Annotated in this window: 23 protein-coding genes; 18 read left to right on the forward strand and 5 right to left on the reverse strand. The window is 67.1% G+C overall.

The window, feature by feature from the left end; translation table 11 throughout:
• Nucleotides 1–49: 49 nt before the first annotated feature.
• Entirely contained in the window at nt 50–1,054 is a 1,005-nt protein-coding gene (locus tag ASE83_RS16175) for a YihY/virulence factor BrkB family protein (protein WP_235513294.1), read from the forward strand.
• Here the strand turns inward: ASE83_RS16175 and ASE83_RS16180 are convergent.
• Nucleotides 1,048–1,509, reverse strand: coding sequence for a MarR family winged helix-turn-helix transcriptional regulator (locus ASE83_RS16180; protein ID WP_235513295.1), 462 nt, complete (start codon nt 1,507–1,509; stop codon nt 1,048–1,050). The two genes, ASE83_RS16175 and ASE83_RS16180, sit on opposite strands and share 7 nt — an antisense overlap.
• A gap of 100 nt (nt 1,510–1,609) precedes the next feature.
• Between ASE83_RS16180 and gntA the strand changes: the two genes are divergently transcribed.
• On the forward strand, nt 1,610–2,296 hold the full coding sequence (gntA, locus tag ASE83_RS16185) for a guanitoxin biosynthesis heme-dependent pre-guanitoxin N-hydroxylase GntA (protein ID WP_055792710.1): 687 nt from the start codon (nt 1,610–1,612) through the stop codon (nt 2,294–2,296).
• Nucleotides 2,293–2,880 (forward strand): DUF1989 domain-containing protein, encoded by a 588-nt coding sequence (locus ASE83_RS16190; protein WP_156353258.1) that lies wholly within the window; start codon nt 2,293–2,295, stop codon nt 2,878–2,880. The genes gntA and ASE83_RS16190 overlap by 4 nt, the downstream gene beginning before the upstream one ends.
• Here ASE83_RS16190 and ASE83_RS16195 read toward each other — a convergent pair.
• Entirely contained in the window at nt 2,877–3,623 is a 747-nt protein-coding gene (locus ASE83_RS16195; protein WP_055792716.1) for a prepilin peptidase, read from the reverse strand. The two genes, ASE83_RS16190 and ASE83_RS16195, sit on opposite strands and share 4 nt — an antisense overlap.
• A gap of 85 nt (nt 3,624–3,708) precedes the next feature.
• Between ASE83_RS16195 and ASE83_RS16200 the strand changes: the two genes are divergently transcribed.
• From ASE83_RS16200 to ASE83_RS16255, 12 genes are all read left to right on the forward strand, one after another.
• On the forward strand, nt 3,709–4,893 hold the full coding sequence (locus ASE83_RS16200) for an acetyl-CoA C-acyltransferase (RefSeq protein ID WP_055792721.1): 1,185 nt from the start codon (nt 3,709–3,711) through the stop codon (nt 4,891–4,893).
• A gap of 62 nt (nt 4,894–4,955) precedes the next feature.
• Nucleotides 4,956–7,232 (forward strand): FdhF/YdeP family oxidoreductase, encoded by a 2,277-nt coding sequence (locus tag ASE83_RS16205; RefSeq protein WP_055792724.1) that lies wholly within the window; start codon nt 4,956–4,958, stop codon nt 7,230–7,232.
• On the forward strand, nt 7,232–8,011 hold the full coding sequence (fdhD, locus tag ASE83_RS16210) for a formate dehydrogenase accessory sulfurtransferase FdhD (RefSeq protein ID WP_055792727.1): 780 nt from the start codon (nt 7,232–7,234) through the stop codon (nt 8,009–8,011). The genes ASE83_RS16205 and fdhD overlap by 1 nt, the downstream gene beginning before the upstream one ends.
• Nucleotides 8,008–8,556 carry a molybdenum cofactor guanylyltransferase gene (gene mobA / locus ASE83_RS16215; RefSeq protein ID WP_055792730.1) on the forward strand — a complete coding sequence of 183 codons (549 nt, stop codon included), beginning with the start codon at nt 8,008–8,010 and terminating at the stop codon, nt 8,554–8,556. The genes fdhD and mobA overlap by 4 nt, the downstream gene beginning before the upstream one ends.
• Nucleotides 8,556–9,029 carry a chemotaxis protein CheW gene (locus ASE83_RS16220; RefSeq protein ID WP_055792733.1) on the forward strand — a complete coding sequence of 158 codons (474 nt, stop codon included), beginning with the start codon at nt 8,556–8,558 and terminating at the stop codon, nt 9,027–9,029. The genes mobA and ASE83_RS16220 overlap by 1 nt, the downstream gene beginning before the upstream one ends.
• Complete coding sequence (locus tag ASE83_RS16225) at nt 9,026–10,282, forward strand: CheR family methyltransferase (RefSeq protein ID WP_055792736.1); 1,257 nt, start codon at nt 9,026–9,028, stop codon at nt 10,280–10,282. The genes ASE83_RS16220 and ASE83_RS16225 overlap by 4 nt, the downstream gene beginning before the upstream one ends.
• Nucleotides 10,279–10,782, forward strand: coding sequence for a chemotaxis protein CheW (locus ASE83_RS16230; RefSeq protein WP_055792739.1), 504 nt, complete (start codon nt 10,279–10,281; stop codon nt 10,780–10,782). Before ASE83_RS16225 ends, ASE83_RS16230 begins: the two co-directional genes overlap by 4 nt.
• Nucleotides 10,783–10,794: 12 nt before the next feature.
• A complete protein-coding gene (locus ASE83_RS16235; protein ID WP_055792742.1) occupies nt 10,795–12,453 on the forward strand; it encodes a methyl-accepting chemotaxis protein in 1,659 nt (552 codons plus the stop codon).
• A gap of 15 nt (nt 12,454–12,468) precedes the next feature.
• Nucleotides 12,469–14,469 (forward strand): hybrid sensor histidine kinase/response regulator, encoded by a 2,001-nt coding sequence (locus tag ASE83_RS16240; protein WP_055792745.1) that lies wholly within the window; start codon nt 12,469–12,471, stop codon nt 14,467–14,469.
• A gap of 4 nt (nt 14,470–14,473) precedes the next feature.
• Nucleotides 14,474–15,514, forward strand: a complete 1,041-nt coding sequence (locus tag ASE83_RS16245) for a chemotaxis protein CheB (RefSeq protein ID WP_200921916.1) — start codon at nt 14,474–14,476, stop codon at nt 15,512–15,514.
• Nucleotides 15,511–17,163: a response regulator gene (locus ASE83_RS16250; RefSeq protein WP_055792752.1), complete on the forward strand. Its 1,653-nt coding sequence runs from the start codon at nt 15,511–15,513 to the stop codon at nt 17,161–17,163. The genes ASE83_RS16245 and ASE83_RS16250 overlap by 4 nt, the downstream gene beginning before the upstream one ends.
• 5 nt (nt 17,164–17,168) lie before the next feature.
• Nucleotides 17,169–18,965: a response regulator gene (locus ASE83_RS16255; RefSeq protein ID WP_162236632.1), complete on the forward strand. Its 1,797-nt coding sequence runs from the start codon at nt 17,169–17,171 to the stop codon at nt 18,963–18,965.
• Here the strand turns inward: ASE83_RS16255 and ASE83_RS16260 are convergent.
• Together ASE83_RS16260 and ASE83_RS16265 are read right to left on the reverse strand one after the other, a co-directional pair.
• Nucleotides 18,943–19,728 carry a COG3650 family protein gene (locus ASE83_RS16260; protein WP_055792761.1) on the reverse strand — a complete coding sequence of 262 codons (786 nt, stop codon included), beginning with the start codon at nt 19,726–19,728 and terminating at the stop codon, nt 18,943–18,945. The two genes, ASE83_RS16255 and ASE83_RS16260, sit on opposite strands and share 23 nt — an antisense overlap.
• Nucleotides 19,712–20,326 carry a L,D-transpeptidase family protein gene (locus ASE83_RS16265; RefSeq protein ID WP_082443442.1) on the reverse strand — a complete coding sequence of 205 codons (615 nt, stop codon included), beginning with the start codon at nt 20,324–20,326 and terminating at the stop codon, nt 19,712–19,714. The genes ASE83_RS16260 and ASE83_RS16265 overlap by 17 nt, the downstream gene beginning before the upstream one ends.
• A gap of 175 nt (nt 20,327–20,501) precedes the next feature.
• On the opposite strand from ASE83_RS16265, the gene ASE83_RS16270 reads away from it, so the two are divergent.
• On the forward strand, nt 20,502–21,209 hold the full coding sequence (locus ASE83_RS16270) for a murein L,D-transpeptidase catalytic domain family protein (RefSeq protein WP_055792764.1): 708 nt from the start codon (nt 20,502–20,504) through the stop codon (nt 21,207–21,209).
• Nucleotides 21,210–21,491: 282 nt separating this feature from the next.
• Entirely contained in the window at nt 21,492–23,546 is a 2,055-nt protein-coding gene (locus ASE83_RS16275) for an NAD(+) synthase (RefSeq protein ID WP_055792767.1), read from the forward strand.
• Here the strand turns inward: ASE83_RS16275 and ASE83_RS16280 are convergent.
• Nucleotides 23,543–24,400: an oxygenase MpaB family protein gene (locus ASE83_RS16280; protein ID WP_055792771.1), complete on the reverse strand. Its 858-nt coding sequence runs from the start codon at nt 24,398–24,400 to the stop codon at nt 23,543–23,545. The genes ASE83_RS16275 and ASE83_RS16280 overlap by 4 nt on opposite strands.
• A gap of 102 nt (nt 24,401–24,502) precedes the next feature.
• Here ASE83_RS16280 and ASE83_RS16285 point away from each other — a divergent pair, with 102 nt between their 5' ends.
• Entirely contained in the window at nt 24,503–26,140 is a 1,638-nt protein-coding gene (locus ASE83_RS16285) for a histidine kinase famiy protein (RefSeq protein WP_055792774.1), read from the forward strand.
• Nucleotides 26,141–26,212: the final 72 nt, after the last annotated feature.

Raw genomic sequence — 26,212 nt, forward strand, 5'->3', positions numbered from 1 at the left:
CGATCCGGGCGCGCCTGCGTTGGTGCATGGCAGCAAAAGGGGAGCAGCGTTGACCGATACCGTACCGCCGATCGATCCGGCCACCGTCCCGGGCAGCGCGTCCGAACATCCATGGCAACATCCCTGGCCGGCATGGCGGGCGATCTTCATCCGCGTCTATACCATGGTCGGCTATCACAATCTGACGCTGATGGCGGCGGGGGTGGCCTTCTATGCGTTTCTGTCGTTCGTGCCGCTGCTGGGCGCGATCGTCATGACCTATGGGCTCATCGCCGACCCCTCGACCGTTGCCCGCCACATGGAAACGATCTTCGAACTGGTGCCGGCCGACGCTGCGCGGCTGATTTCCGACCAGTTGATCGCGGTCGTGACCACGGCGTCGACCCAGGCGGGACTGGGCCTGTTGGTGGCACTGCTGCTGTCGATTTATGGCGCGATGCGCGCGGCGAGCGCGATCATCCAGGCGCTGAACGTGATCTACGAGGAAGAGGACGAACGCAGCATCGTCACCACGACGCTGTTGTCGGCGATGCTGACGGTCGCCGCGATCTTTGCCGCCATCGTCGGCATCCTGTCGGCGGGCGTACTGACGTGGATTCGCGGCCAGACCGCATTCCTCGGGACCGCCGGGGCAATTCTGATCCAGGGCGCGACATGGCTGGTCGCTGCGATGATCGCCAGCGCCGCCATCGCCTTCGCCTATCGCTATGGGCCGGACCGGGCACGGGCGAAATGGCGTTGGCTATCGGTCGGGTCGATGGCAGCTACCGTACTTTGGCTGCTGGCGACGGTATCGTTCGGCGTCTACGCGGCCAATTTCGCCAACTACAACGCGACCTATGGCGCGCTGGGCGCGGTCGTCGTGTTGCTCATGTGGCTGTTCGTATCGAGCCTTGCGATCCTGATCGGCGCAGAGATCAACGCGGAGGCCGAGCGGCAGACCGCCGTGGATTCGACTGTGGGACATCCCCTGCCGATGGGACGGCGCGGCGCCCGCCTGGCCGACAGCCTGCCCAGCAAGCGCCAGATGAAGCCGCGTCGCGACCGCTATTGAGCGGACGTGGCCTGCTCCATCGCGTCGGCTGCCGACTGTACCCGCGACAGCATGTCGCGCAGGACATCGATTTCCTGCGCACTGAACGACGCGAACAGTTCCTGCTCGATCAGCAGCGCCTTGGGCGCGACCTCTTCGTACAGGGCACGTCCGGACCTGGTGAGCTTCAACAGATGGGACCGTTGATCCCCTGCATTGGCGCTGCGCTCGACCAGTCCGCGATCGACCAGCGCGATCGCGCCGCGACTGACGGTCACCTTGTCCATCCGCGTGGCGACGCACAGCGCCTGCTGCGTGATCCCCTCGCTCTCCGCGATGACCGTCACCAGCCGCCATTCGGGAATACGCAGCCCGAACAGCGAACGATAGGTGGAGGCGATGGCATCCGAAACCCGGTTCGATGCGATCGACAGGCGATACGGAAGGAAGTCGTCCAGAAGCAGTCGTTTGTTCACGGGCGTGATCGTGCCGCCGTCCCCGTCGCCCGTCAACTGGCGGAACCGGTATCGCACGCGAAACGTAGTGTCGTTCCCATCACCGGCCGGGATCTCCGCAATGTTCAACTGGAAGCATGAGGCGCAGGACAGCCTCGAAGCCCTGCTGTTCGACCATGTCGACGACCGCGCCTTTCCCTGCGTCGGCGCGAAGTCGGCCATGGCGCGGGGCACGCTCCATGTGCTCGCCTGCTCCCGGATCGACAGCGCGTGGGACGATGTCCGCATCCATGATGCGTTGATGCGGCTGGCCGAAGATTATCGCCGCGACCGGGCGATGTACCGCAGCTTCGCGGTCATCTTCGAAGGGCCGGACGGCCTGTCCGAACCCGAATTCGAGCGCGCATTGTGGCAGCGGGTTCAGTCGCTGTCCGACAAGGATGTGTGGCGCGGGCAGGATTATGATGCGCGGGTTAGCACCGATCCCGACAATCCGCATTTCTCGCTGAGCTTCGGCGGCGAGGCATTCTTCATCGTCGGCCTTCACCCGCGCGCCAGCCGCCCGGCCCGACGGTTCGCCCGCCCCACCCTCGTCTTCAACCTGCACGACCAGTTCGAACGGCTGCGGGCCGAGGGCAAATATGAGACGATGCGCGAAAAGATTCTCGTGCGCGACGAAGCGCTGGCGGGCAGCCGCAACCCGATGCTCGCCCGTCACGGCGCGGCCAGCGAGGCGCGTCAGTATAGCGGCCGGGTGGTCGACGATCGCTGGGCCTGCCCGTTCCACTATTCGGGCGAGCCGAAGTGAACGTCACCATCCCCGAACGCTCGGGCACGGCGTTCCGGCTGGCGAAGGGCGACACGCTGGTCGTCGTCGATCCTCGCGGATGCCAGGTCGCAGACCTGCTGGCGTTCAATGCCGACGATCTGGACGAAGTGATCTCATCGGGCCGGACGCTGGATTATGCCGAGACGATCCGCCTGACGACCGGCCACGCGCTCTATTCGAACCGTAGCCGGGTGATGCTGGAGATCGTCGCCGACACCGTCGGCACGCACGACTTCCTGCTGACGCCCTGCTCCTACGACACCTTTCATCATTTCTATCCGGACCTGCCGCCGCATCGCGGCTGCTTCGGCAACCTTGCCGCCGCTTTGGAACCCTATGGCGTGCAGCCCGACCGTATCCCGGTGGCGTTCAACTGCTTCATGAACGTGCCGGTCGATGGCGCCACCGGCCGGCTCAGCGTCCTGCCGCCGCTCAGCAAGGCGGGCGACGCGATCACCTTTCGTGCGGCGATGGACCTCATCATCGGGCTGACCGCCTGCTCGGCCCCGGCGTCCAACGGTGGGAGCTTCAAGCCGATCGAATATCGGATCGAATCGGCCTAGACGGCCCAGCACAGGAACGCCGCCCCGGCAAGCAACGTGCCCAATGGCAACCGGTCGGCCGCCGTCACCCGGTGACCGGCCAGCCTGATCGCAACGACGACGGCCAGTCCGGCCAGCGCCGCTATCAGCAACACCTGCGGCAGCGCACGCCAGCCGAGCCACAGACCGATTGCGCCGAACAGCTTTGGATCACCCCCGCCCAATCCAACCCGCCCGCGCACCCGGCGATAGGTTTCGGCGACCAGCCACAGCACCCCGAAGCCGGCCACGCCCCCAATCAGACGCGCCTGCAGATCGACGCCAAGCCCGGCTACGCCACCCACTAGTGCGACGACCGCCAGCGCCCCCGTCAACTCATCAGGCAGCCAGAACGCGGCAAGGTCGATCGCACCCAGCGCCAGCAGCAGCCAGCCGCACGCCGCGCCGGCAACGCCCTCCCATCCCGGCGCAACCAGCCCCGCCACGACGCCGATCGCCGCCCCCAGCAATTCGGTCACGACATGCCTCGCCGCGATCCGCGACCCGCAGGTCCGGCATCGCCCCCGCAGTGCGACGAAGCCGAGCAGCGGCACTAATTCCGCCGCCGTCAGGGTCCGTCCACACCCATCGCAAGCGGACCGCCCGGCCAGCGTCGATCGCCCCGCCGGCCAGCGGATGGCGACCGTCGCGATGAAGCTGCCGAACACCGCGCCCAGGACCCCCAACAGGATCGGCCAGAAGACGGGAGGCAGCGCGGGATACATGGCCGAGCGCCTAGCGCGATTGCGACGACGCGGCCATCGCCCTAGATGATAACAAACGAAACAAGAATTGTCCCGGAGAGCGTTCATGTCCGACCCCGTCGTCATCCTGTCCTATGCCCGCACACCGATGGGCAGTTTTCAGGGGTCCTTGTCCGGTGCCACCGCGACGCAGCTCGGCGCGACGGCGGTCGGCGCAGCGGTCGAGCGTGCCGGCCTGTCGGGTGAAGCGGTCGAGCGCATCTATATGGGCTGCGTCTTGCCCGCTGGCCTCGGCCAGGCCCCGGCGCGACAGGCGGCGCTGGGCGCGGGCCTGCCGCAGCATGTCGAGGCGGCGACCGTCAACAAGATGTGCGGATCGGGGATGCAGGCGGTGATGATGGCCGCCGACGGCATCGCCGCCGGTTCCGCCGACATCGTCGTGGCGGGCGGCATGGAGAGCATGACCAACGCCCCCTATCTGTCGCAACGCCATCGCGGCGGCGCACGGATCGGGCACGACCGGTTGATCGACCACATGTATCTCGACGGGCTGGAGGATGCCTATGAGCCCGGCCGGCTGATGGGCAGCTTCGCCGAGGAAACCGCCGCCGCCTACGGCTTCACGCGCGAAGCGCAGGACGCCTTCGCCATCGAATCGCTAAGGCGCGCGCAGGCGGCGCAGGCATCCGGCGCGTTCGATCGTGAGATCGTGCCCATCGACATCGCCGGTCGCAAGGGCACGACCACCGTCCGCCTCGACGAACAGCCTGCGCGCGGTGACGTATCGAAAATCCCGACGCTGAAGCCCGCCTTTGCCAGGGACGGCACGATCACCGCCGCCAACGCCTCCTCGATCTCCGACGGCGCAGCGGCGCTGGTGCTGGCGCGGGCATCGGTCGCCGACCGGCTGGGCCTGACCCCGATCGCGCGGATCGTTGCCCATGCCGGCTTCGCTCACGCCCCGGCACGCTTCGCCACCGCCCCCGTCTTCGCGATGCGCCGCGCGCTGGAAAAGGCCGGCTGGAGCGCGCAGCAGGTCGACCTGTTCGAAGTCAACGAAGCCTTTGCCTGCGTCACCATGGCGGCGATGCACGACCTGAGCCTGCCGCACGACCGGGTGAACGTCCATGGCGGCGCCTGCGCGCTTGGCCATCCGATCGGCGCCAGCGGCGCGCGGGTGCTGGCGACTTTGCTCTCGGCATTGGAAACCCGCGGACAGAAGCGCGGCCTCGCCTCATTGTGCATCGGCGGCGGCGAAGCGACGGCGCTGGCACTCGAACTGATCGACTGAGGACCGGAACCTATCCCCCCGCCCGGCGTAGCCTACGCCACAGGCGTAGCAGAGGAATTGCCGTGGCGGATCGGGACGATGTGGTAGGCTATGACGGTCCGGCGGGCGGCTGGGGTTCGGTCAGGGGGATGTCGAAGATCCTAGGCAAAGAGCGCAACCGCCCCGCCGCGCTGGCGCAACTCGCCCGCCAGAACAAGACCAAGGGCTTCATGTGCACCTCCTGCGCATGGGGTAAACCGGCCGAGCCGCATCCGTTCGAATTCTGCGAGAACGGCGCAAAGGCGACCTTGTGGGATCTGACCCCCAACCGCTGCGCCCCGGATTTTTTCGCGCAACATTCGGTCAGCGAACTGAAGACGTGGAAGGACTATGATCTCGAACATGTCGGACGGCTGACGCATCCGATGCGCTACGACCACGCCACCGACCATTATGTCGAATGCAGCTGGGACGAAGCCTTCGCAGCCATCGGTGCCGAACTGCGCGCGATCGACCCGAAAAAGGCGATCTTCTACGCCTCCGGTCGCGCCAGCCTCGAAACCTCCTATCTCTACGCCCTGTTCGCGCGCCTGTATGGCCACAACAACCTGCCGGACAGCTCGAACATGTGCCATGAGACGACGTCGGTCGCGCTCAAGAAGACGATCGGCGCACCTGTTGGCACGTCGATCCTCGACGATTTCGAACATTGCGACGCGATGTTCTTCTTCGGCCAGAATACCGGGTCGAATAGCCCGCGCTTCCTTCACCCCTTGCGCGACGCGGTGAAGCGCGGCTGCAAGGTCGTGACCTTCAACCCGGTCAAGGAACCGGGCCTCATCGCGTTCACCGACCCGCAGAACCCCTTCGAAATGGCGACGCGCAGCGAAACGAAGATCAGTTGCCAATATCACCAGGTCCGGCCCGGCGGCGACGTCGCGGTGATGATCGCCCTCGCCAAACACGTCCTCGCCGCCGAGGACAGAAGCTGGGCCGAGCACAAGGTCCATGTCCTCGACGTCGATTTCATCGAGCAGCACACCCATGGCTGGACCGAGTTCGAAGCGATGGTCCGCGCAACCGACTGGGCCGATCTCGAACGCGAAAGCGGGCTGTCCCGTGCCGATCTTGAAGCGGCAGGGCAGGTCTATGTCGAGGCCGACCGGACGATCGGCATCTACGGCATGGGCCTGACGCAGCAGGTCAACGGGTTCGACAACGTCGCGACCTACGTCAACCTGCTGCTGATGAAGGGCAATATCGGCCGGGTCGGCACCGGCATGTCCCCGGTCCGTGGGCACAGCAACGTGCAGGGCCAGCGCACCGTCGGCATTTCGGAAAAGCCCGAACTGGTACCGATGGATCGCCTGCGCGAACTGTTCGATTTCGAACCGCCGATGGACCATGGCCACAATACGGTCACCGCCTGCGAAGACCTGTTGAAAGGGGAAGTCGACGCCTTCCTGTCGCTGGGCGGCAATTTCCTGCGTGCAGTTCCCGATCTCGAACGGATCGAGGCGGCATGGCCGACGATGCGCCTGACCGTGCAGATCGCGACCAAGCTCAACCGCAGCCACCTCATCAACGGCAAGGTCGCCTATCTCCTGCCCTGCCTCGTGCGGACCGAGGTCGACAAGCAGGCGGGCGGCGAGCAGATCGTCACCATCGAGGATACGTTCAGCCATATCCATGGATCGATCGCCACCCATGAACCGGCCAGCGAGCATCTGAAATCCGAGGTCGCGATCGTCGCGGGCATCGCCAAGGCGACGCTCGACTCCAATCCGAAGGTCGACTGGGACGGCTGGACCGGCGACTATGCGAAGATCCGCAAGTTGATCGAGGCGACCTACCCCGAGGAATTCCACGATTTCGAGGAACGCATGTTCACGCCGGGCGGCTTCTATCGCGGCAATGCGGCGCGCGAACGGGTGTGGAAGACGGAGAGCGGCAAGGCCGAGTTTACCGTGCCCCGCTCGCTGTCGGGAACGAACATTCCCGATGCACCGGGCCGGCTGCGGCTGGTGACGCTCCGGTCGAACGATCAGTTCAACACGACCATCTATGGCTATGACGATCGCTTCCGCGGCATTTCAGGCACGCGCGACGTGGTGCTGATGAACCCGCAGGAGATCGAGAAGGCCGGGCTGCACAAGGGACAGATCGTGACGATCGTCGGCGACGGCGACGACGGCATCGACCGCCGCGTGGGCGGTTTGAAGGTCGTGCCGTTCGACCTGCCCGACGGCTGCATCGCGGGCTATTATCCCGAACTCAACCCGCTCGTCCCGCTCGGCTGGCACGACCATGGGTCGCAGACGCCGGCGTCGAAGGCGGTGCCGGTGCGTATCGTCGGCTGATGGAGCAAGGGGGATATGCCACCCGGCGGTTCGACCGGGTGGCGGCATCGGGGGATGCGGCAACACAGGAACGCGCCGTCGCGATCGAGGCACCCGTCGCGATCGAGGTGAACGGGCTCGGCTATGCCGTGCTGATGGCGACGCCGGCCGACCTGGACGACCTCGCCTATGGGTTCGTACTCGCCGAACGGCTGGTCGATGACGCGGCGGAAGTGATCGACGTTGCGGTCCATCCGGCGGCGGCGGGGACGTTGCTGCGCGTGACGCTGACGCCCGAACGCCATGACCGGGTGGCGGACCGGGTGCGCCACCGGGTGTCGGAATCGTCGTGCGGGCTGTGCGGGATCGAAAATCTCGAACAGGCGCTGCGGCCGCTGCCCATCCTGTCCGCGCGAAGCAGCGCCAGCCCGGCGGCCGTCATGCGGGCGGCCGCGGCGCTGCGTGATCATCAGCCGCTGGCACGGGCGACGGGCGCGACCCACGCCGCCGCACTGTGCGCCCCCGACGGAGCGGTCCGGATGGTTCGCGAGGATGTCGGCCGACACAACGGCTTCGACAAACTGATCGGTGCGATGCGACGTACCGGGCAGGATTGGGACGGGGGCTTTGCCCTGCTGTCGTCACGCTGCTCGTTCGAACTGGTCGAAAAGGCAGTGCTCGCGAATTGCCCGTTACTCGCGACGCTTTCGGCGGCGACGACCCTCGCGCTCGACCGCGCCGCCACCGCCGGCCTGCCGCTGCGGACGCTGGTGCGCGGCGATACGGTGCTGGCATCGTGACCCGCGTCCTCGGCGCGATCCTTGCCGGCGGACGCTCGACCCGCTTCGGCAGCGACAAGGCGCTGGCGACGCTCGACGGGCGGGCGCTGATCGATCGGGTGATCGACGCCGTCGCGCCGCAGGTCGATGCGCTGGTGGTCGTCGGACGGTCGCATCCGGGCGTACGGTGCATTCCCGACCGCCCCGCCCCCGACCTCGGCCCCCTGGGCGGGATCGGGGCCGCGCTGCATCATGCCGCGACGCATGGATTTGCGCAGGTGCTGACGCTGCCGTGCGACGCCCCCCTCCTGCCCGCCGACCTGCGCGAACGACTTTCGACCGTCGGCCCGGCCGTCTATCTGGCCGATCTTCCGGTGGTGGGGTGGTGGCCGGCGAGTGCTTCCGTCACGCTTGAAGCACTTTTGACCGAGGGCGGCTCGCGATCGGTCCGTGCCTTTGCGGACCGTGTCGGCGCACACGGCCTGACCGGCTCGTCGGAAATAGCCAACGTCAATACACCAGATGATCTGGCGCTGCTGGCGAAGCGCGATATAGCCGACCGGTAATGACCGCGTCGTTCCTGATCCTGCGCATCGACGATAGCCGCCTCGCGCTGCCGATGGCGGCGGTGCGGGAGGTGTTGCCGCTGCTGCCGATCGATGCGCCGCCGGGGTTGCCCCGTCCGCTGCTGGGCTTCGTCACGCTGCAGGGGCGACCTGTACCGGTGCTCGCCCCGCGCGTGTTGCTCGACCCGCAGGCGCAGGTGACCGGGGTAGACCTGTTCGCGCATCTCGTCCGACTGCGCCACGACATCTGCCTGCTGGTCGACCGGGCCGAGGATGTCGCGACCGGAACCGCCGAACCGCTCGCGCCCGGCCACAGCCTGAATGCCGCAATCACCGGCGAACTACCGCTGGCTGGTGGTGGCACCGCCCATGTCATCGACCCCGAACGGCTGCTGCTGGAAGGCGAGCGGGCGACGCTGGCGGCGCTGACCGCAGCCGCCGCCGAGCGCCGCGATCAATGGAGCGCGGCATGACCGGCGACGACGCCTTTGCCGAGGTCAAGGCGCTGGTCATCGCCCGCACCGGCCATCATTATTATAGCGACAAGGACACACAGCTTGCCGATCGTGTCGCCCAGCGAATGGCCGCGACCGGCGACGCGAAGCTGAGCGATTATCGCGCTCGCCTGCGCGATCCGGCCGATCCGGAATGGCCGCTGCTCGAAAGCGCGGTCACGATCAACGAGACGTTCTTCTTCCGCTTCGCCGAACAGTTCGAGGCGCTCCGCACCGCCATTCTGCCCGCGATGATCGACCGCCACCGCGACGACAAGCGACTGCGGATCTGGAGCGTGGGTTGTTCGACCGGGGCGGAGGCGCATTCGGTCGCGATCCTGCTCTCCGATCTGCTGGGCGACGCCATCACCGACTGGCGCATCGCGCTGACCGGCACCGATATAGACGAAACGGCATTGGAGGCGGCGCGGCAGGCGGAATACTCGCCCTGGGCGCTACGCACCATGGGCGAGGGCGAGCGGGCGCGGCTGTTCGACCGGATCGGCGAGCGCTATCGACTGAAGGATCGTTATCGCGGCATCGCCCGGTTCGAACGCCACAACCTGCTGGCGATGATCGATGCCGCCGCGCCGCTGGGCTTCAGCGAGTACGACCTGATCCTGTGCCGCAACTTGCTGATCTATTTCAGCCACGACGACGCGAACGCGATCGTCGGGGCGTTGGCCGGGCGGTTGACAAGGGACGGCATCCTGCTGCTCGGCCATGCCGAACCCAATCCCGGTTTCGATGCGGTCGCCGACAGCGATCTGACCGCCGGCATCCTGACCTATCGCGCACTCGGTACGCGGCGGAGACCCGCCCCCTTGCCTGCACCGTCCCCGTCGCCGCCGGCCGCGCGTACACCGCAGCCCGTTCCCATCTGGACGCCGATGCCCCCGCCCGCCCCTGCGGCAACAGCGGCGACTCCGACCCCCGATCCGGTCGCGCATTATTTCGCCGCACTCGACGCACTGGCGACGGGGGACAAGGAACGTGCCGAACGCGCCTTTCGCGACGCGCTGTATCTCGACCGGTCCTTCGCCATGGCGCACTACCAGTTCGGCCATTACCTGCTGGCGCAGGGCCGCGCACCCGATGGTCGCCGCAGCCTGACCAACGCACTCCGCGTCGCCAGCGCCCTTGCGCCCGACACCGAACTGACCGAAGGCGACGGCATGACCGCCGGCGCGATGACCGCCGCTATCCGCCACATGATCGGGACCGACCGGTGAGCGCACCGACGATCATGGCCGACGGGTTCGATGCCGATGCCATCGCCACGATCCTCGCCGCACGCCAGCGTGCCGTCGCACAGGAGCGTCAGGCCGATGACCGTCCGACCGAAACGCTGCTGGTGTTCGATCTGGGGGGTGTCGCGCACGGCCTGCCGATCGATTGCGTCCGCGCGGTCGCACCGTTGCCAAAGATCACGCGCCTGCCCCACCCGCCGACGCCGCTCGCCGGTCTGGTCGCGTGGCGCGGGACAGTCGTCAACCTGTTCGCACTGGCCGACCTGCTCGACCGCGAAACCGCCGGCGCGACTGCGATGATCGTCCTGCGGCACGACGCGCCGCGGATCGCGCTGGCGGTCGATGCCGTGTCGGGCGTCGTGACGATCCCGCGAGCCGAAGCGACCGGGGCGCTTGCCACGCTCGTCATCGATGGCGACGAACGATTGACACGGATCGACCCGGTCGTGCTGATCGAACGACTTCTCCCCGCTCGTCTTTAGGAAGGATAAGGTTTGTCCGTCTCTACCCGGATCGCTGCCGGCTTTGCGGCACTCACCGCGATCCTCCTCGCCCTCGGCATCTATGCGCTGGTCCAGATCGGCGAAGTCCGCAGGACCGTCGACCTGATCGTCGAACGCGACCTCGCGTCGATGGAGGCGCTCAACCGCATCGATCATGCCCTGTCCCGCAAGGTCGAACAGCGGTCGGCCCTGGTGCAGGCGTTCCTGACCGGCGACAATGCGCGGGTGCGGGAGGCGACGACCGGATGGCGCAACGCGATCGAGGAGGCGCAGCGCGGGCTGGCCGAACAGGAACGCGCGACGGAAGCCTATCGCGACAATTCGGTAACGGGCGCGCGGTCGGAACTGTGGGCGCGCATGGCCCGGCAACTGGCGCAGAGCGAGGCCGCACTGGCCCAGACGCGCACCGATGTCGAAACGCAGCTTGCCGCGATCACCGCGGGCGACCGCACAGCCACGCTGGCGATCGAACCGGAGATCGTGCGCGATCATGCGGTCGTCGTCGCGCGGGTCGGCCAGGCGCGCGAGACGCTGAACGTCGCGATCGAACGCGGACAGGACGCGACCCGCGACGTCTACAACACCAGCCGCATTTCGATCATCATCGGGCTGATCGTCGCGATCGCGGTCGCGATTGCCGTCGCCGTGACCACCCGCCGTTCGATCGTCCGCCCGCTCGATTCGTTCATGGCCTTCGTCGGGCGGATCGGCGAAGGCGATCTGTCGACGACCACTGATACGACCGGCAAGGACGAACTGGGACAGCTCGGGCGAACGCTGAACGACATGGTCGGGGGCTTGCGCACCATCGCGACGCAGAACCGTGCCGCCACCAACGACCTGAACGCCGCAACGACCGAAATCCGCGCATCGACCCAGGAACAGGCCGCCTCGGTCGAGGAACAGCTGGCCGCCGTGCAGGAAACCGCCGCAACGGTCGACGAGATCACGCATAGCGGCGCGCAAATCACCCGCCGTGCGCAGGACGTGATCGCACAGGCGCAGGCGACGGCGCAGGTCAGCGACGCCGGCCTCACCGCCGTGACCGACACCGCCCGCGCGATGGACGCGATCCGTGAACAGGCAGAGGCCGTCGCGGCCAACATCGTCGCCCTCTCGGAAAAGACGCAGGCGATCGGCGACATCATCGCGACCGTCAACGACGTGTCGGAACGCTCGCATCTCCTTGCGCTCAACGCCTCGATCGAGGCGGCGGCGGCGGGCGAACAGGGGCGCAGCTTCGCGATCGTCGCATCTGAGATGAAGCAGTTGGCCGATCAGGCAAAGGGCGCGACCCGCAACGTCCGCTCGATCCTGGGCGATATTCAGCGCGGGATCAATTCGTCGGTGATGCTGACCGAGGAAGCGGTAAAGCGCGTCGCATCGGGCAAGGAACGCACCGATGCCGGCCATGCCGCGATCGAGGAACTGGCGACCCGCGTGCAGGAAAATGTGCAGACCTTCCAGCAGATCGTCGCCTCGACCAACCAGCAGCAGATCGGCATAGAACAGGTCACCATCGCGCTGCAGAATATCCGCGAGGCGTCGCAACAGACCGCCGCCTCCACTCGCCAGCTGGATCAGGCCGCGAGCGACCTTGGCGAACTGTCGCGCACGCTGGTCGGCCTGACCGAACGCTACCGCCTGTAACGGTCGGGCGCGCGCGTGGACGAGCTTCAGGCAGAATTGCTGGCGGCATTCGCGTCGGAACTGGCCGAACATATGGCCGGCATCCGCGCGGCGCTGGCCGATGCGGATGCCGGCCGCAGCGTCGACCTGCGCGAGTTGAGCCGCCGTGCGCATAGCCTGAAAGGGGCGGCACGCGCGGTCGAACTGCCTGATAGCGAAGCGGCGGCGCATGAGGCGGAGGCGCTGATCCTCGCCATCGAACGCGGCGACCGGGCGATGGACGAAATCGCGATCGGCGAACTACGTCGTCTGGCCGATGCGATCGAGGATGGCGCGGCGCCACCCCCGTCTGCCCCCTCGACCGAAAACGAGCCGGAACGGCGCGTCGCCATCTCCGGTCACCGTGTAGAAAATCTGGGACGCTCGCTGCACGTCATGGCGACGCAGGTAGCCGAACAGGGAATGGTCGCCGATCGGCTGTCCACGCTCGCCGATGATCTTGCGGCGCTGTCGCCGCTCTTATCCGCCACCGGCGATGAAGCTGCCCGCCGGCTCCGACAGGCGATGACCGAACTCGACCGCATCCGCCGTCTTCATGGTCGCCTATGCGACGCGCTCGACCGGTCGAGCGCCGAGCTGGAGCGGGATGGCGAACGCCTGCTCCTGCAACCGGTGGCGACCTTGTTCGACGGCCATGAACGCGCCGTCCGTGAACTGGCCACCGCCGAGGGCAAGGTCGCGCGACTGCGGACGACCGATACCGATGGGGAGGCTGATCGCCGCATCCTCAACGCGCTGCGCGATCCGCTGCTGCACGTCCTGCGCAACGCGGTGCGGCACGGCATCGAAACGCCCAATCGCCGTCGCCTCGCCGGCAAGGAGGATGCCGGCACGATCACCATCGACACCCGGATCGATCGTGGCCGGCTGACCATCGCGATACGCGACGACGGCGCGGGGCTGAATGACGACGCGATCGTCGTACGCGCTCGCGCCGCCGGACTGATCCCTGCCGATGCGCCACCCCCGCGCGGCGCGGCGCTGTACGCCCTGCTGTTCGAACAAGGGCTGTCCACTGCCGAACGGCTGGACGAGGTCGCGGGACGCGGGATCGGCCTGTCGGTCGTGGCGGAGGTCGCGCGCCGGCTGCACGGATCGGCCGGCATCGCACCCGGATCGGACGGCGGTACGGTCCTGACCATCGCCGTTCCCGTCACGCTCACCCGTCGTACGCTGCTGCTCGTCGAGGTCGGCGAGATGCTCTGCGCCCTGCCGTCCGACGCGGTGCGACAGGTGCTGCGGATCACACCGGCCGACCTGTCGCCCAGCGGTGGCGACCTGATGCTGCCGGTCGATGGCCGACCGCTGCCCGTATCCCGGCTGGGCGATGCGCTGGGCATTGCCCAGCCGGACTCCGGCACGACGCTTCAGGCGGTGGTGGTGGAGGCCGATGGCATCCGCCGCGTGCTGATCGTCGATGCGCTCAGCGACGTCCGCGCGCTGCTGGTCGGCGATGCCGCCGCCATCGCCGCCGACCTGCCGCTGGTGCTGGGTACGGTGTTGTTGAACGGAGAGGTCGTGCTGGTGCTCGATCCGACGCAACTGGTGCGCGACCGGACGTCCGCCCGGACGCCCACGCCCTTTGCCGTACAAAAGGCGGAGGCGCGGACGCGAACGATCCTGGTCGTCGACGATTCGATCACCACCCGCACGCTGGAGCGCAGCATCCTGGAGGCGCAGGGGTATCACGTGCTGGTCGAGGTCGATGGCCTGGCGGGGCTGGAACGGCTGCGTTCCGGCCTCGACGCGATCGATCTGGTCGTCGCCGATGTCGAAATGCCGCGCATGGATGGTTTCGCGCTATTGGCGGCGATACGGAACGATCCGGCACTCAAAACTTTACCGGTCATCATGATGACATCGCGCAACAGCCCTGACGACATCGAACGCGGCCTGAGTCTGGGTGCGGATGCGTATGTGACCAAGCAGGATTTCGATCAGGGCATGTTGATCGGCGTCGTTCAGCAGCTGATCTGACGCGATGACTGTCCGACCTGCTCCCGCGCGCGTGATGATCGTCGAGGATTCGACGGTCGTTCGCACCTTGCTGACCCATATCGTCGGCAGCGATCCGCGCCTAACCGTCGCCGCCAGCTTCGCCACGGCGGAGGAAGCGATCGACGCGTTGCCGTCGCTCAAACCCGATGTGATCTCGATGGACATCCGCCTGCCCGGCATTGACGGGTTGGAGGCGACGCGGCGGATCATGTCCGATCACCCAACCCCGATCGTGGTGATCTCCGCCAGCATGGACGGCGGGGCAATGGGCACCAGCATGGACGCCCTGCGCGCCGGCGCACTGTCGGTCGTCGAAAAGCCGGTTGGTCTGGGCGATGCCGCCTATGCGCAGGTCGCGCATGAGATTCGCACGCAGCTGGCGATCATGAGCGAGGTGGCGGTCGTGCGGCGGCGGATGCCCGCCACGCCGGTCGTCCCGGTCCAGCCGCCCCGACAGCGCACGCCGTCCGTCCTGCTCGTCGCCGCGTCCACCGGCGGACCGCCCGCACTAGCCCGACTGTTCGGCGCGCTTCCGGCCGACCTGCCCGTCCCGGTGCTGCTGGTGCAGCATATGGGGGCCAGCTTCATGGCGGGCTTTGCCAGCTGGCTCGACAGCGTGGTGCCGCAACGGGTCGAAATCGCCCTAAGCGGTGAAATGCCGCGCGCCGGAACCATTCACGTCGCGCCGGGCGACGCCCATCTGATGCTGGCCCGCGGCGGCACCTTGCGGATCGCGACCGACGGCCCGGTTGGCGGCCAGCGTCCCTCCGCTACCCGCCTGATCGAAAGCGCAGCAACCGCAATCGACGGTGCCGCGCTCGCAGTGGTGCTGACCGGCATGGGGGAGGACGGCGCGACCGGCGTCCGCGCGCTGCTCGCGGCGGGGGGACATGCGGTGGCGGAGGACGCCAGCACGTCGGTCGTCTATGGGATGCCTGCCGCCGCCCACCGGGCGGGCGCGCTATCGCTCCCGCTCGACCTGATCGCGCCGCACGTCCGCCGGATCGTGGAACGCCCCCGGTGAGCGAAGACGCCGCCATCCTGCTGATCGAGGATTCGGATACGCAGGCGCTGCAACTGCGCCGGATGTTCGAACGCGCCGGGTTTCGCATCGACCGGACCCGCGACGCCGAAACCGCGCTCGAAACGCTGAACCACAGTCGTCCCGACCTGCTGATCGTCGATTACCGCCTGCCCGGCATGAACGGCGACGAACTGGTGCGGATCGTGCGGCAGACGGGGGCGACACGGACCCTGCCCATCCTGATGCTGACCGGCGACGATGCGTCGGACGTCGAACGCCAGGGTCTCGACAGCGGTGCCAACGCCTATGTGCCCAAACGCGGCGGTGCCGAACTGATCCTGTCGCGCGTCCGTGCACTGCTGCGGCAGGTGCGGGCGCGGCCGGTGGGCGACGGTCCCGCCGCAGCGCTGAGGCAGGCCCGGCTGCTGTTACTGGCACCGCATACTGATCCGTCGGACCGGTTGGTGACGCAGTTGGCGACCGAGGGCTATCATGTCGTCCATGTCGATGCGATCGCCGACGCGCTGGCGGCGATCGATACGGAAAGCGCCGACGGCATCCTCGTCGTCGAGCCGCGCGATCCACCCGGCTTCCACCTGTCGGCAGCGCTGGATGGGCGTCGGACGGAACGGGCGAGCGGTGTTGCACTGGTCGCGCTGACCGAGGATGCCGAACCGGCGACGGTGCTCTCGGGTCTTGCCGCGGGTGCGGACGACGTGGTGTCGCGCGGACGCGACGGCGACATGCTGCTCGTCCGAATTCGCGCGATCGTCCGCCGCAAGCTGGCACGTGATGAGGAAGCCGCCGGCATCGCCCGCGAGCGGGCGCAGGCGATAGCGCTGGCGCAGGCACGGGCCGAAGCCGATTCCGCCGAACGCCTCGCCCGGGCCAACGACGAACTGGCCGGTGCGAACGCCCTGTTGCGCGAGACGCAGGCGCAACTGGTCCAGTCGGCCAAGATGGCGTCCCTCGGGGAACTCGTCGCCGGCATCGCGCATGAGATCAACAATCCGTTGGCGTTCATCCTCGCTCATCAGGCGACGGTCGAGCGCGCCGTCGCCAATGCCGCCACCGCCGACGATACCGCCCGCACCGCACTGCTGACCAAGGCATCGGACCGGTTGCAGTCGATCCGCTCCGGCCTGACCCGCATTCAGGAACTTGTCGTCAAGCTCCGCCGATTTTCGCGACTGGACGATGGCGAGGTGTCGATGATCGACATCCCCGACGCGATCGACGCGGTTCTCACCCTGCTCGCCCCGCGCCTGGGCACGGTCGAGGTCATCCGGAACTACGGCCCTAACCGGATGCTCGAATGTTCGGGGGCGCTGGTCAATCAGGTCGTGATGAACATCGTCGCCAACGCCGCCGATGCGGTCGATCCGGCGACCGGACGGATCGTGATCGCTACCGGCGCCGCCGACGGCATGTTCTGCATCCGGATCGACGATAACGGCCCGGGCATCCCCGACGACCGGCGGGAACGGGTCTTCGAGCCATTCTTCACGACCAAGGATGTGGGTGCGGGAACGGGCCTCGGCCTCGCCATCGCATATGGCGTCGTGCGGTCGCATGGCGGCACGATCGCCATCGATCGCGCCGTGCAGGGTGGCGCTTCCTTCACGATCACGATACCAGCACGTCCGTAATGGAAATGCCCGGTTCCCTGCCCTTGTTGCTGCTGGTCGATGACGAGCCGGAGATTCTGGTTGCGCTTAGCGATCTGCTGGAGGACCGGTACCGCATCCTGTCGACCGCTTCGCCGGTCGAGGCGCTGGAACTGGTGCGGAGTCATCCCGACATCGCAGTGATCGTGTCCGATCAACGAATGCCGGAGCTGACCGGCAGCCAGTTCCTCGCCCGTGCCCGTGCGCAGACCGAGGCGGAGGCGATCCTGCTGACCGGCTATGCCGACCTGTCGGCCGTCGTCGCCGCGCTCAATGAGGGCGCGATCAGCGGCTATGCGAACAAGCCATGGGATGCCGAAGCGCTGCTCGCGATGATCGCCGCCGCCGCCGACCGCTTCGCATTGCGTCAGGCGCTGGCGTTCGAGCGCGCTGCGTTTCGCGGGCTGGCCGACAGTTCGGGGGATATCGTGACGATCCTCGACTGCGACGGCCAAGTCGTGCGCGGCGCGCCGCGACCCGATGGCATCGACCCGCGTGACCTCACGATCATGACGCAGGATGGCAGCGACACCGAGGACCGCCATCTGGCCGAGCCATCGGGCGATCGTTGGACCCATATCCGGCGTATTCCGTTCACCATCGGCACCGAGCGCTATCTGTTGAAGATCGAGCGCGACGACACCGACCGGCGGCTAGCCGAGCGACGCCACCACCAGTCCGAAAAGCTGGAGGCGCTGGGCACGCTGTCGGGCGGCATCGCCCATGACTTCAACAATCTGCTGGCGGCGATCATCGGCAATCTCGAACTGGCCGGACGGCGGATCGACGATCGCGAGCGATTGCAACGCTATCTGGCAGCGGCAGGTGAGGCGGCGGGGCGCGGCAGCGCCATTACCCGCCGGCTGCTCAGCTTCAGTCGGCAACGCGACCTTGCTGCCGAAATCTTCCAGCCCGACGATGTGATCCGGTCGATCGAGGAACTGATCGTCCGCACAGCTGCCGGGCGCATCCGTGTCGCGTACGACTTTGTCGCGCCGTGCTGGTCGGTGCGAACCGATGTCGGACAGTTCGAACTCGCCATCCTCAATCTCGCGATCAACGCGCGCGATGCGATGGACGGCAGCGGGACGGTGCGGATCGGCACGGCGAATATCGAGGATGCCGCCGCGTTCCTGCCCGATTTTTCCGGCCCGTTCGTGCGTGTTTCGGTAAGCGATACCGGCAGCGGCATCGACAGCGCGGTGCGCGAGCGAGTGTTCGAACCCTTCTTTACCACAAAAGAACAGGGGGCCGGCACCGGCCTGGGCCTGCCGATGGTGCGCGCGATGGCGCGAGCCGCCGGCGGCGACGTGACGATCGACAGCGAAGTGGGGCGCGGCACCAGCATCCACCTGTGGCTGCCGCGGATCGATGCCGGCCCGGTCACGACCGTCCAGCCGGCGATCGACCGGATCGTTCCCCGCCGCCTGATGCTGGTCGAGGACGACCCCGAAGTACGCGCCGTCGTCGCCGCGCAGCTAGAGGCAGCCGGCCACAGCGTCGTGGTCCATGACTCTGCCGTCCGCGCGGTCGCTGTGCTGGAGGCAGGCGAGCGGTTCGACATGGTGCTGACCGACTATGCCATGCCCGACATGTCGGGGACCGACGTGGCCGCCCGGGTCCGCGCCTGCTGCCCGGATACGCCCGTCCTGCTCATCACCGGGTTCGCCGAGATCGGCGACACGCAGATCGGCGTACCGGTGCTGACCAAGCCCTTTACCAGCGAACAGTTGCTGGGCGCCGTCGCGCTGGCGACTGCTACTACGGGCAGCGTATCCTGCTGAACGGTTGACCATCGGTCACGATCGTCAGGCGATCGCCATCGACGCGCAACGTCTGCGTCGCGGTCCAGCGCTGCCCCTCGCCATCATAATCGGCGGTGATGCGAAACCGCCCGGCGCTGAGCGGCTCGACCCGCTTCACCGCGCCGACGCTTTCGTGGAACCACAGTTCGTTCGGCGTCACCCGCACGCCCTCGATCAAGGCGGCCGGGCGGGTGCAGGCGGCGGCGTCGCGGTTCCAGCGGCCGACGAACTGCATCGGGATGGTGTCGGGCGGAGCCGCCCTCTCCTCGCCCGGCGGTGGAGCGGGTGTTCCGACAAAGCCGCAGCCCCGCACCGTCCGACCGTCCACCGTCAGCGTCGCGCTGAAGTCACGCGGGGCGCCCGACATATCGTCCTTGCACGGCGCGCGGACGACGCGGACGCGTAGGGTTCGCCCGTCGGCCTGCGCCTCCCATTCGCGCGCATCGGCAGCGGTTCGGCGATCGGTTACCGGAAAGCGTCGTTCGGGCAGGTCGACGCCGCTCAGCAGCAGGGAGTCGCCCGCGATCCGGACCGTATAGAAGGGTTCGTTGGTCGTCACAGTCAGTCGTTCCGGCACCGAGCCGGTGGCGGCTGGTGTCGCGGGCGGTGCCACCCGTGTTGCAACAGGCTTGGGAGTCGGGATCGGCGCGACGGCGTTCTCCGCCACCGGCTCCCCGCCCCCACCACAGCCCGCCAGCAGCAGCCCGAGCAGCAGCATCGACCGGTCAGTGCGGCGCGTCATGGCCAGTTCCAATGCTCACCCGGTCGTCTCGGCTGGCAAGCGCAGCAACCGCATTAACCGACAATTGCGGCGCGGCATCGGCCGGGCGATAAGCGGGAAAGGCGATGACGTCGTTGACCACCGCCACCTGTCCGCCGAGCTGCGTCGCTTCGAACAGCTTTCGCGCGAACGCGGTCGGTATCCGGATGCAGCCATGCGACGCAGGGAAACCCGGCAGGTTGCCAGCGTGGAGCGCCACCCCGTCCCACGTCAACCGCTGCATGAACGGCATCGGCGCGTTGTTGTAGAGGTTCGACCGATGGAACGGCCGCTTCTGCAGGATGGTGTATTCACCGATCGGCGTCATCTTGCCCGGCTTGCCGGTCGATACCGTCGTCGCACCGATCAACCGATCGCCGCGATAGACGAAGGCCATCTGCATCGGCACGCTGACGACGATGCTGACCGGTCCCGGCAACGACGGATCATCGGCCCAGCGATGGTCGCCCGGCTGCATGGCCACCGCCGCCCGTTCGACGGCAAGAGACGCCGGCTCCTGCCCCATGGCGGGCAGCGGCAGGATAGCCAGCAGCAGGCCAAGGCGAAGCGCGAAGGTCATGGCCCAGTTATTCCGCAGCGCGGCCAGAATGGCAAATTTGGCGGTAACCATATTCGACGGACTCGACCGCCCGTTCCCCCAACACGACAAGCGGCGGAACGGATGCCTCCATGTTAATTGAATGGAAGGCGCGTCGCCCGTATCTCTAAGTCTCAACGATTTGGCGAGGAATTGGATGCGGGACGAAGCAGTTCGATCGCGGCGAGCGGTGCTGAAGGCGGCAGGCGGGTTGGCCGGCGCCGTGCTGGCACAGGGTTGCACGACGAACGCGATCATTCCCGTTCGGCAGAATGCGGCCATCGTGCCGCCGCCGCAGCGGCTGGCATCCGCCCCCGTCCCGGCCGCCCCGGTCAAGCAGATGCGGGCACCGGCCACGGTCAACCCCCGGCTGTTCGAACGCGCGCTGGCGTCGATGGATCGCCATGCCGGACGGATCGGCCGGACCGACCGCATCGCCATCGCCGACTTTGCGGTCGATTCGGCCCATCCACGTTTTCAGTTCATCGACATGCATAGCGGTGTCGTCTCCGCGATGCGCGTTGCGCATGGGAGCGGATCGGACCCGGCACATTGCGGGTCGCTGACGCGCTTCAGCAACGTACCCGATTCGAACGCCACGTCGGAAGGCGCGTTCATCACCGACAATTATTATGTCGGCAAGCATGGCCGGTCGCAGCGGCTTCTCGGGCTGGACCCGACCAACGACAATGCGCTCATGCGGGCGATCGTCGTCCACGGGGCATGGTATGCCAACCCGGAAATGATCGCGCAGCACGGCAAGCTCGGCCGCAGCCAGGGCTGTTTCGCGGTGGCCGAAGGCGATCTGGCGCGCGTGTTCGACCTGCTGGGCGAAGGCCGGATGATCTACGCCGCTAAGGTTTGAGGCTGGGGGCAGAGGTTGCGCCCAGGTCTAACCTGCAACTTTGTCCAGCAACTGCATCCCGTTCAGTTCGAGTAGCGATCGAGCTTGTCGAGAGCGCGTATCGAGAACGCCTTCCCCGGGGCGGACCGTTTTCGACAGACGCTTCTCGACAAGCTCGAAGCTGCTCGAACCGAACGGCTATGTGTAGGGTGACGGAATCAACTATGGCCGCGATCTCGTGCTTCAGCCCGGATCTACGTGACCATCCTTGTTGCCCCGGTCGTGCGTCCCTAGGATGCGGGCATGACCATGCATCCGTTTCATTCGATCCACAGCCACGGCCTGCTCCGCGTCGGAGCGTGTACCCCGCCCGCCCATGTCGGCGATCCCGCGGCGGGCGGACGCGCCGCGATCGAACTGGCGCGGCAGGGGCATGACGCGGGCGCGGACCTGCTGGTCTTTCCCGAACTGAACCTGTCCGCCTACGCCATCGACGATCTGCATCTGCAGGACGCGCTGTGCGATGCGACCGAAGCGGCGCTGGCGGCGGTCGTCGCGGCCAGCGCGGAACTGCGCCCGGTCCTGCTGCTGGGGGCCGCCCTTCGCCGCAACGGACGCCTGTATAATTGCGCGGTGGCGGTGTCGCGCGGGCGCGTCCTGGGCGTGGTTCCCAAAACATACCTGCCCAATTACCGCGAATATTATGAGAAGCGCTGGTTCGCGCCCGGCGTCGGGTTGACCGGGCTGACGATGACGCTGGCCGGACAGGAAGTACCGTTCGGAACCGACCTACTCTTCGCCGCCACCGCCCTGCCCGACTTCGTGTTCCATGCCGAAATCTGCGAGGATTTCTGGTCGCCCCTCCCCCCCTCGACCGCCGGGGCGATGGCCGGCGCGCTGGTGCTGTGCAATTTGTCGGCATCGAACATCGTCATCGGCAAGGCGCGCGACCGCGAGATGTTGTGCGCGTCGCAATCGGCGCGGACCGTCTCTGCCTATATCTATGCGGCGGCCGGCATCGGCGAGAGCACGACCGACCTGGCATGGGACGGACAAGGGTCCGTCCACGAACTGGGCGAGCTGCTGGTCCAGTCGGACCGGTTCGACCAGTCGTCGGGCATCGCCTATGCCGATGTCGATCTGGATCGGCTGCGGTTGGAACGGATGCGGATGGGCACGTTCAACGACTGCGCGGCGGCCAGCGGCCACCCCGAAACACGGTTTCGCCGGATCGCGTTCGACCATGCGCCGGCGCAGGGCGATATCGGGCTGCTCCGGCCGGTGCGGCGCTACCCCTTCGTCCCCAACACGCCCGAGCGGCTTGACGACGACTGCTACGAAGCGTTCAACATCCAGGTCGAGGCGTTGCGCAAGCGGCTGGTCGCGTCGGGGACCAAACGGTTGGTGATCGGCGTGTCGGGGGGGCTGGATTCCACCCATGCCCTGATCGTCGCGGCCAAGGCGTTCGACCGGCTGGACCGCCCGCGCACCGACATTTTGGGCTTCACCATGCCCGGCTTCGCGACCGGTGAGGCGACCAAGGGCAATGCGTGGAAGCTGATGCGGGCGCTGGGGATCACCGGCGACGAGATCGATATCCGTCCCGCCGCGCGCCAGATGCTGGGCGATATGGGCCATCCCTTCGCCAGCGGCGAGCCGGTCTATGACGTGACGTTCGAGAATGTGCAGGCGGGCCTGCGCACCGACTACCTGTTCCGCTTGGCCAACCAGCGCGAGGCGCTGGTGCTGGGGACCGGCGACTTGTCCGAACTGGCGCTCGGCTGGTGCACCTACGGCGTCGGCGACCATATGAGCCATTACGGCGTCAATGCCGGCGTGCCCAAGACGCTGATCCAGTACCTCATCCGCTGGACCATCCGCACCGATCAGTTCGACCGCGATACCGATGCCGTGCTCGACGCGATCCTGAATACCGAGATTTCGCCCGAACTGGTCCCCGCCGACGCCGATGGCCGGATGCAAAGCACCGAGGACCGCGTCGGTCCCTATGCGCTGAACGATTTCTTCCTGCACCATATCGTCCGCTATGGGCAGCGGCCGTCGAAGGTCGCATTCCTGTGCTGGCACGCGTGGCGCGATGCCGCTGCCGGACGCTGGCCGATCGATTTTCCGGAGGAAGCAAAGGGCAGCTACGACCTGGCAACCATCGCCACATGGCTGGAGAAGTTCCTGTGGCGATTCTTCCAGACCAGCCAGTTCAAGCGGTCGGCTCTTCCCAACGGGCCGAAGGTGTCGGCCGGGGGGGCATTGTCGCCGCGTGGTGACTGGCGCGCGCCGTCGGACGGCGTGGCGACGGTGTGGGTCGAGGAGCTAAGGGCGAAGCTGCCGCCGCGCTAACCCTGCGCCCGCGCCGTCTTTTCCGACGCCGATCCGCCAAGCGCCCAGCGCAGCATCCGCGCCATGCCCTGCGCCCCGGCACGCACGCCCAGCGGCGCGGTGCTGCGCAGTTCCAGCATCGCCCGCGCCCAGGGCGGTAGCAGGTCGATCGCGGCGGCGGTGTTGAGCGCGCCGAACCCTTTAAGCAACGGATTGGGCAGCGGCTGGTGCAGCAGCGCGTCGCGCACCGTCCGGGTGCGGACGTCGCAGCGCAGTTCGCCCCGCGCCGCAAGCAGCCACGCATCCACCGCCGCGCGACTGGCGGGCACGTCGCGTGCGCCCAGCCGCTCGGCGACCACGACATTCTCGGCGAAATAGCGGTCCTGGTCGGCGCGCGGCAGATGCGGGTCGCGGTAGCGGAGATAGGCGCGCAGGAACGAATCGGTCTCGGCGACATGGACCCAGGTCAGCAGGTGGGGGTCGTTGGCGTCATAGGGCGCACCGTCGGGCAGGACCCCATGCACCCGATCATGAATCTGCCGGACATGATCGATCAGCCGTCCGGCCTCGGCAGTGCTGCCATAGGTGGTGGCGGCGATGAACTGCGCGGTCCGCTTCAGGCGGCCCAGCATGTCGTACCGGAAATTGCTGTGGTCCCACACCCCCGCCAGCGCGCCGGGATGCAGCATCTGCATCAGCAGCGCGGCCGTGCCGCCGATCATCATCGACGAAAAGTCGCCATGTACCCGCCAGCTGACCGATGCCGGTCCGAACAGCCCGTCGTCACCCGGCGGTCGCCGGAGGTCGATCGCGCCATCCCCGGCCCCGGTCAGGCCACGGACTTGACGGGCGATGGTCTGGCGAAATGAGTTCATGGTGCGGGAACGAGCGGAGCGCGACGTCGGGTCCGATCGTTCCGGAACCAAATCGCTCGCTCGCGACCTTTGTCCCTCCTACTCGAACCGACAGGCCCGTTCATGTCCTCACCCCCCAGCCCGGAAAAGCCGCTCGACATCGTGCAGCGCCAGGCGGCGATGTCGGGTCCGGAAATGCACGATCCGGGCAACGGCATCTTCTTTGCCGCGGTCAAGACGACACGGATGCCGATGATCGTGACCGATCCCAACCTGCCCGACAACCCGATCATCTTTGCCAACCCCGCGTTCCTCAACATGACCGGCTATGATGCCGAGGAGATACTGGGGCGCAACTGCCGGTTCCTGCAGGGGGCCGACACCGACCAGGAAACGGTAGCCGAGATTGGCCGGGCGATCCGCGAACAGCGTGAGACGTCGGTCGAGATCATCAATTACAAGAAGAACGGCAGCGCCTTCTGGAACGCGCTGTTCATCTCGCCCGTGTTCGATGCCGACGATACGCTGCGCTATCATTTCGCATCGCAGCTGGACGTCACGCGCCGCCGCGATGCCGAGGAAGCGCTGCGACAGGCGCAGAAAATGGAGGCGGTGGGGCAGCTGACCGGCGGCATCGCGCATGATTTCAACAACCTGCTGACCGTGATCCAGGGCTTTACCGACGTCCTGCTCCATCAGATCGACCGAAGCCAGGAACGCCCCCTTCCCACCGATCGCGCCCGCCGCTCGTTGCGTGCGGTGATGGAGGCGGCGGATCGCGGCGCGGAGCTGACGCAGCAGTTGCTCGCCTTTTCCCGGCGACAAAAGCTGTCGGGCCGGGTCACCAATGTCGACGAACTGGTCCGGACGCTGCTGCCGATGCTGAAGCGCACGATTGGCAGCGCGGGGATCACGATCGACGTCAAACCATGCGGTGAACAGTGCAACGCCCGCATCGACCCGGTGCAGGCGGAGGCGGCGGTCATCGGTATCGTCATGAACGCCCGCGATGCGATGCCGGATGGCGGCACGATCATGATTTCGGCCGAACACGTTACCCTCGACGGCAGCGATCCGCGCTATGGCGACAAACTGCGCGGCGAATTCGTCGCGCTGTCGATCGCTGATACCGGGACCGGCATGTCGGAAGAAGTCCGCGCCCGCGTGACCGAACCGTTCTTCACGACCAAGGATCAGGGCAAGGGTACGGGCCTTGGCCTGTCGATGGTCTATGGCTTCATGAAACAGTCCGATGGGGCGCTGCACATCAAATCACAGGAAGGCCGCGGCACCACCGTCTGCCTGCTGTTCCCCGCCGCGCGATCGGTCGCTGAGCCTATCCGACAACATCGCACGCGCAGCGACAGCGACCTGCGCGGCGACGAAACCGTACTGATCGTCGAGGACCAGCGCGACGTCGGCGATCTGGCCGAAGCAATCCTCAGAGATTTTGGCTATGCCGCACTCCGCGCAGGCAACGGGCCGGAGGCAATCGCGATATTGGAGAGCGATGCGGCGATCGACCTGCTGTTCACCGACCTCATCATGCCCGGTGGAATGAACGGGGTGATGGTCGCGCGGGAAGCACGGCGGATGCGGCCCCGGCTGAAGGTGCTGCTGACCACGGGCTATGCCGAGGCATCGATCGAACGGGTGGATGCACGCGGCACCGAATTCGACCTGATCGGCAAGCCGTATAAGCGGGTCGATCTGGCCATGCGTGTTCGCCAAGTGCTTGACGGCGCGACCGGTACCGGTTGATGAAAGTCGCTTTCGGTTATACTGCAATACGTTCCCGCTACGATCCCAGTCGCCGGGCAGTAATCGGATGAC

This window comes from Sphingomonas sp. Leaf32 (genome assembly GCF_001421765.1).
Classification (GTDB): Bacteria; Pseudomonadota; Alphaproteobacteria; order Sphingomonadales; family Sphingomonadaceae; genus Sphingomonas.

Bases quoted from the DNA above. Each gene is read 5' to 3' on its own strand.
- gntA (WP_055792710.1), top strand. From the start codon at position 1,610: ATGTTCAACTGGAAGCATGAGGCGCAGGACAGCCTCGAAGCCCTGCTG.
- ASE83_RS16195 (WP_055792716.1), bottom strand. From the start codon at position 3,623: ATGTATCCCGCGCTGCCTCCCGTCTTCTGGCCGATCCTGTTGGGGGTC.
- ASE83_RS16200 (WP_055792721.1), top strand. From the start codon at position 3,709: ATGTCCGACCCCGTCGTCATCCTGTCCTATGCCCGCACACCGATGGGC.
- fdhD (WP_055792727.1), top strand. From the start codon at position 7,232: ATGGAGCAAGGGGGATATGCCACCCGGCGGTTCGACCGGGTGGCGGCA.
- ASE83_RS16220 (WP_055792733.1), top strand. From the start codon at position 8,556: ATGACCGCGTCGTTCCTGATCCTGCGCATCGACGATAGCCGCCTCGCG.
- ASE83_RS16225 (WP_055792736.1), top strand. From the start codon at position 9,026: ATGACCGGCGACGACGCCTTTGCCGAGGTCAAGGCGCTGGTCATCGCC.
- ASE83_RS16245 (WP_200921916.1), top strand. From the start codon at position 14,474: ATGACTGTCCGACCTGCTCCCGCGCGCGTGATGATCGTCGAGGATTCG.
- ASE83_RS16255 (WP_162236632.1), top strand. From the start codon at position 17,169: ATGCCCGGTTCCCTGCCCTTGTTGCTGCTGGTCGATGACGAGCCGGAG.
- ASE83_RS16260 (WP_055792761.1), bottom strand. From the start codon at position 19,728: ATGACGCGCCGCACTGACCGGTCGATGCTGCTGCTCGGGCTGCTGCTG.
- ASE83_RS16265 (WP_082443442.1), bottom strand. From the start codon at position 20,326: ATGACCTTCGCGCTTCGCCTTGGCCTGCTGCTGGCTATCCTGCCGCTG.
- ASE83_RS16270 (WP_055792764.1), top strand. From the start codon at position 20,502: ATGCGGGACGAAGCAGTTCGATCGCGGCGAGCGGTGCTGAAGGCGGCA.
- ASE83_RS16275 (WP_055792767.1), top strand. From the start codon at position 21,492: ATGACCATGCATCCGTTTCATTCGATCCACAGCCACGGCCTGCTCCGC.
- ASE83_RS16280 (WP_055792771.1), bottom strand. From the start codon at position 24,400: ATGAACTCATTTCGCCAGACCATCGCCCGTCAAGTCCGTGGCCTGACC.
- ASE83_RS16285 (WP_055792774.1), top strand. From the start codon at position 24,503: ATGTCCTCACCCCCCAGCCCGGAAAAGCCGCTCGACATCGTGCAGCGC.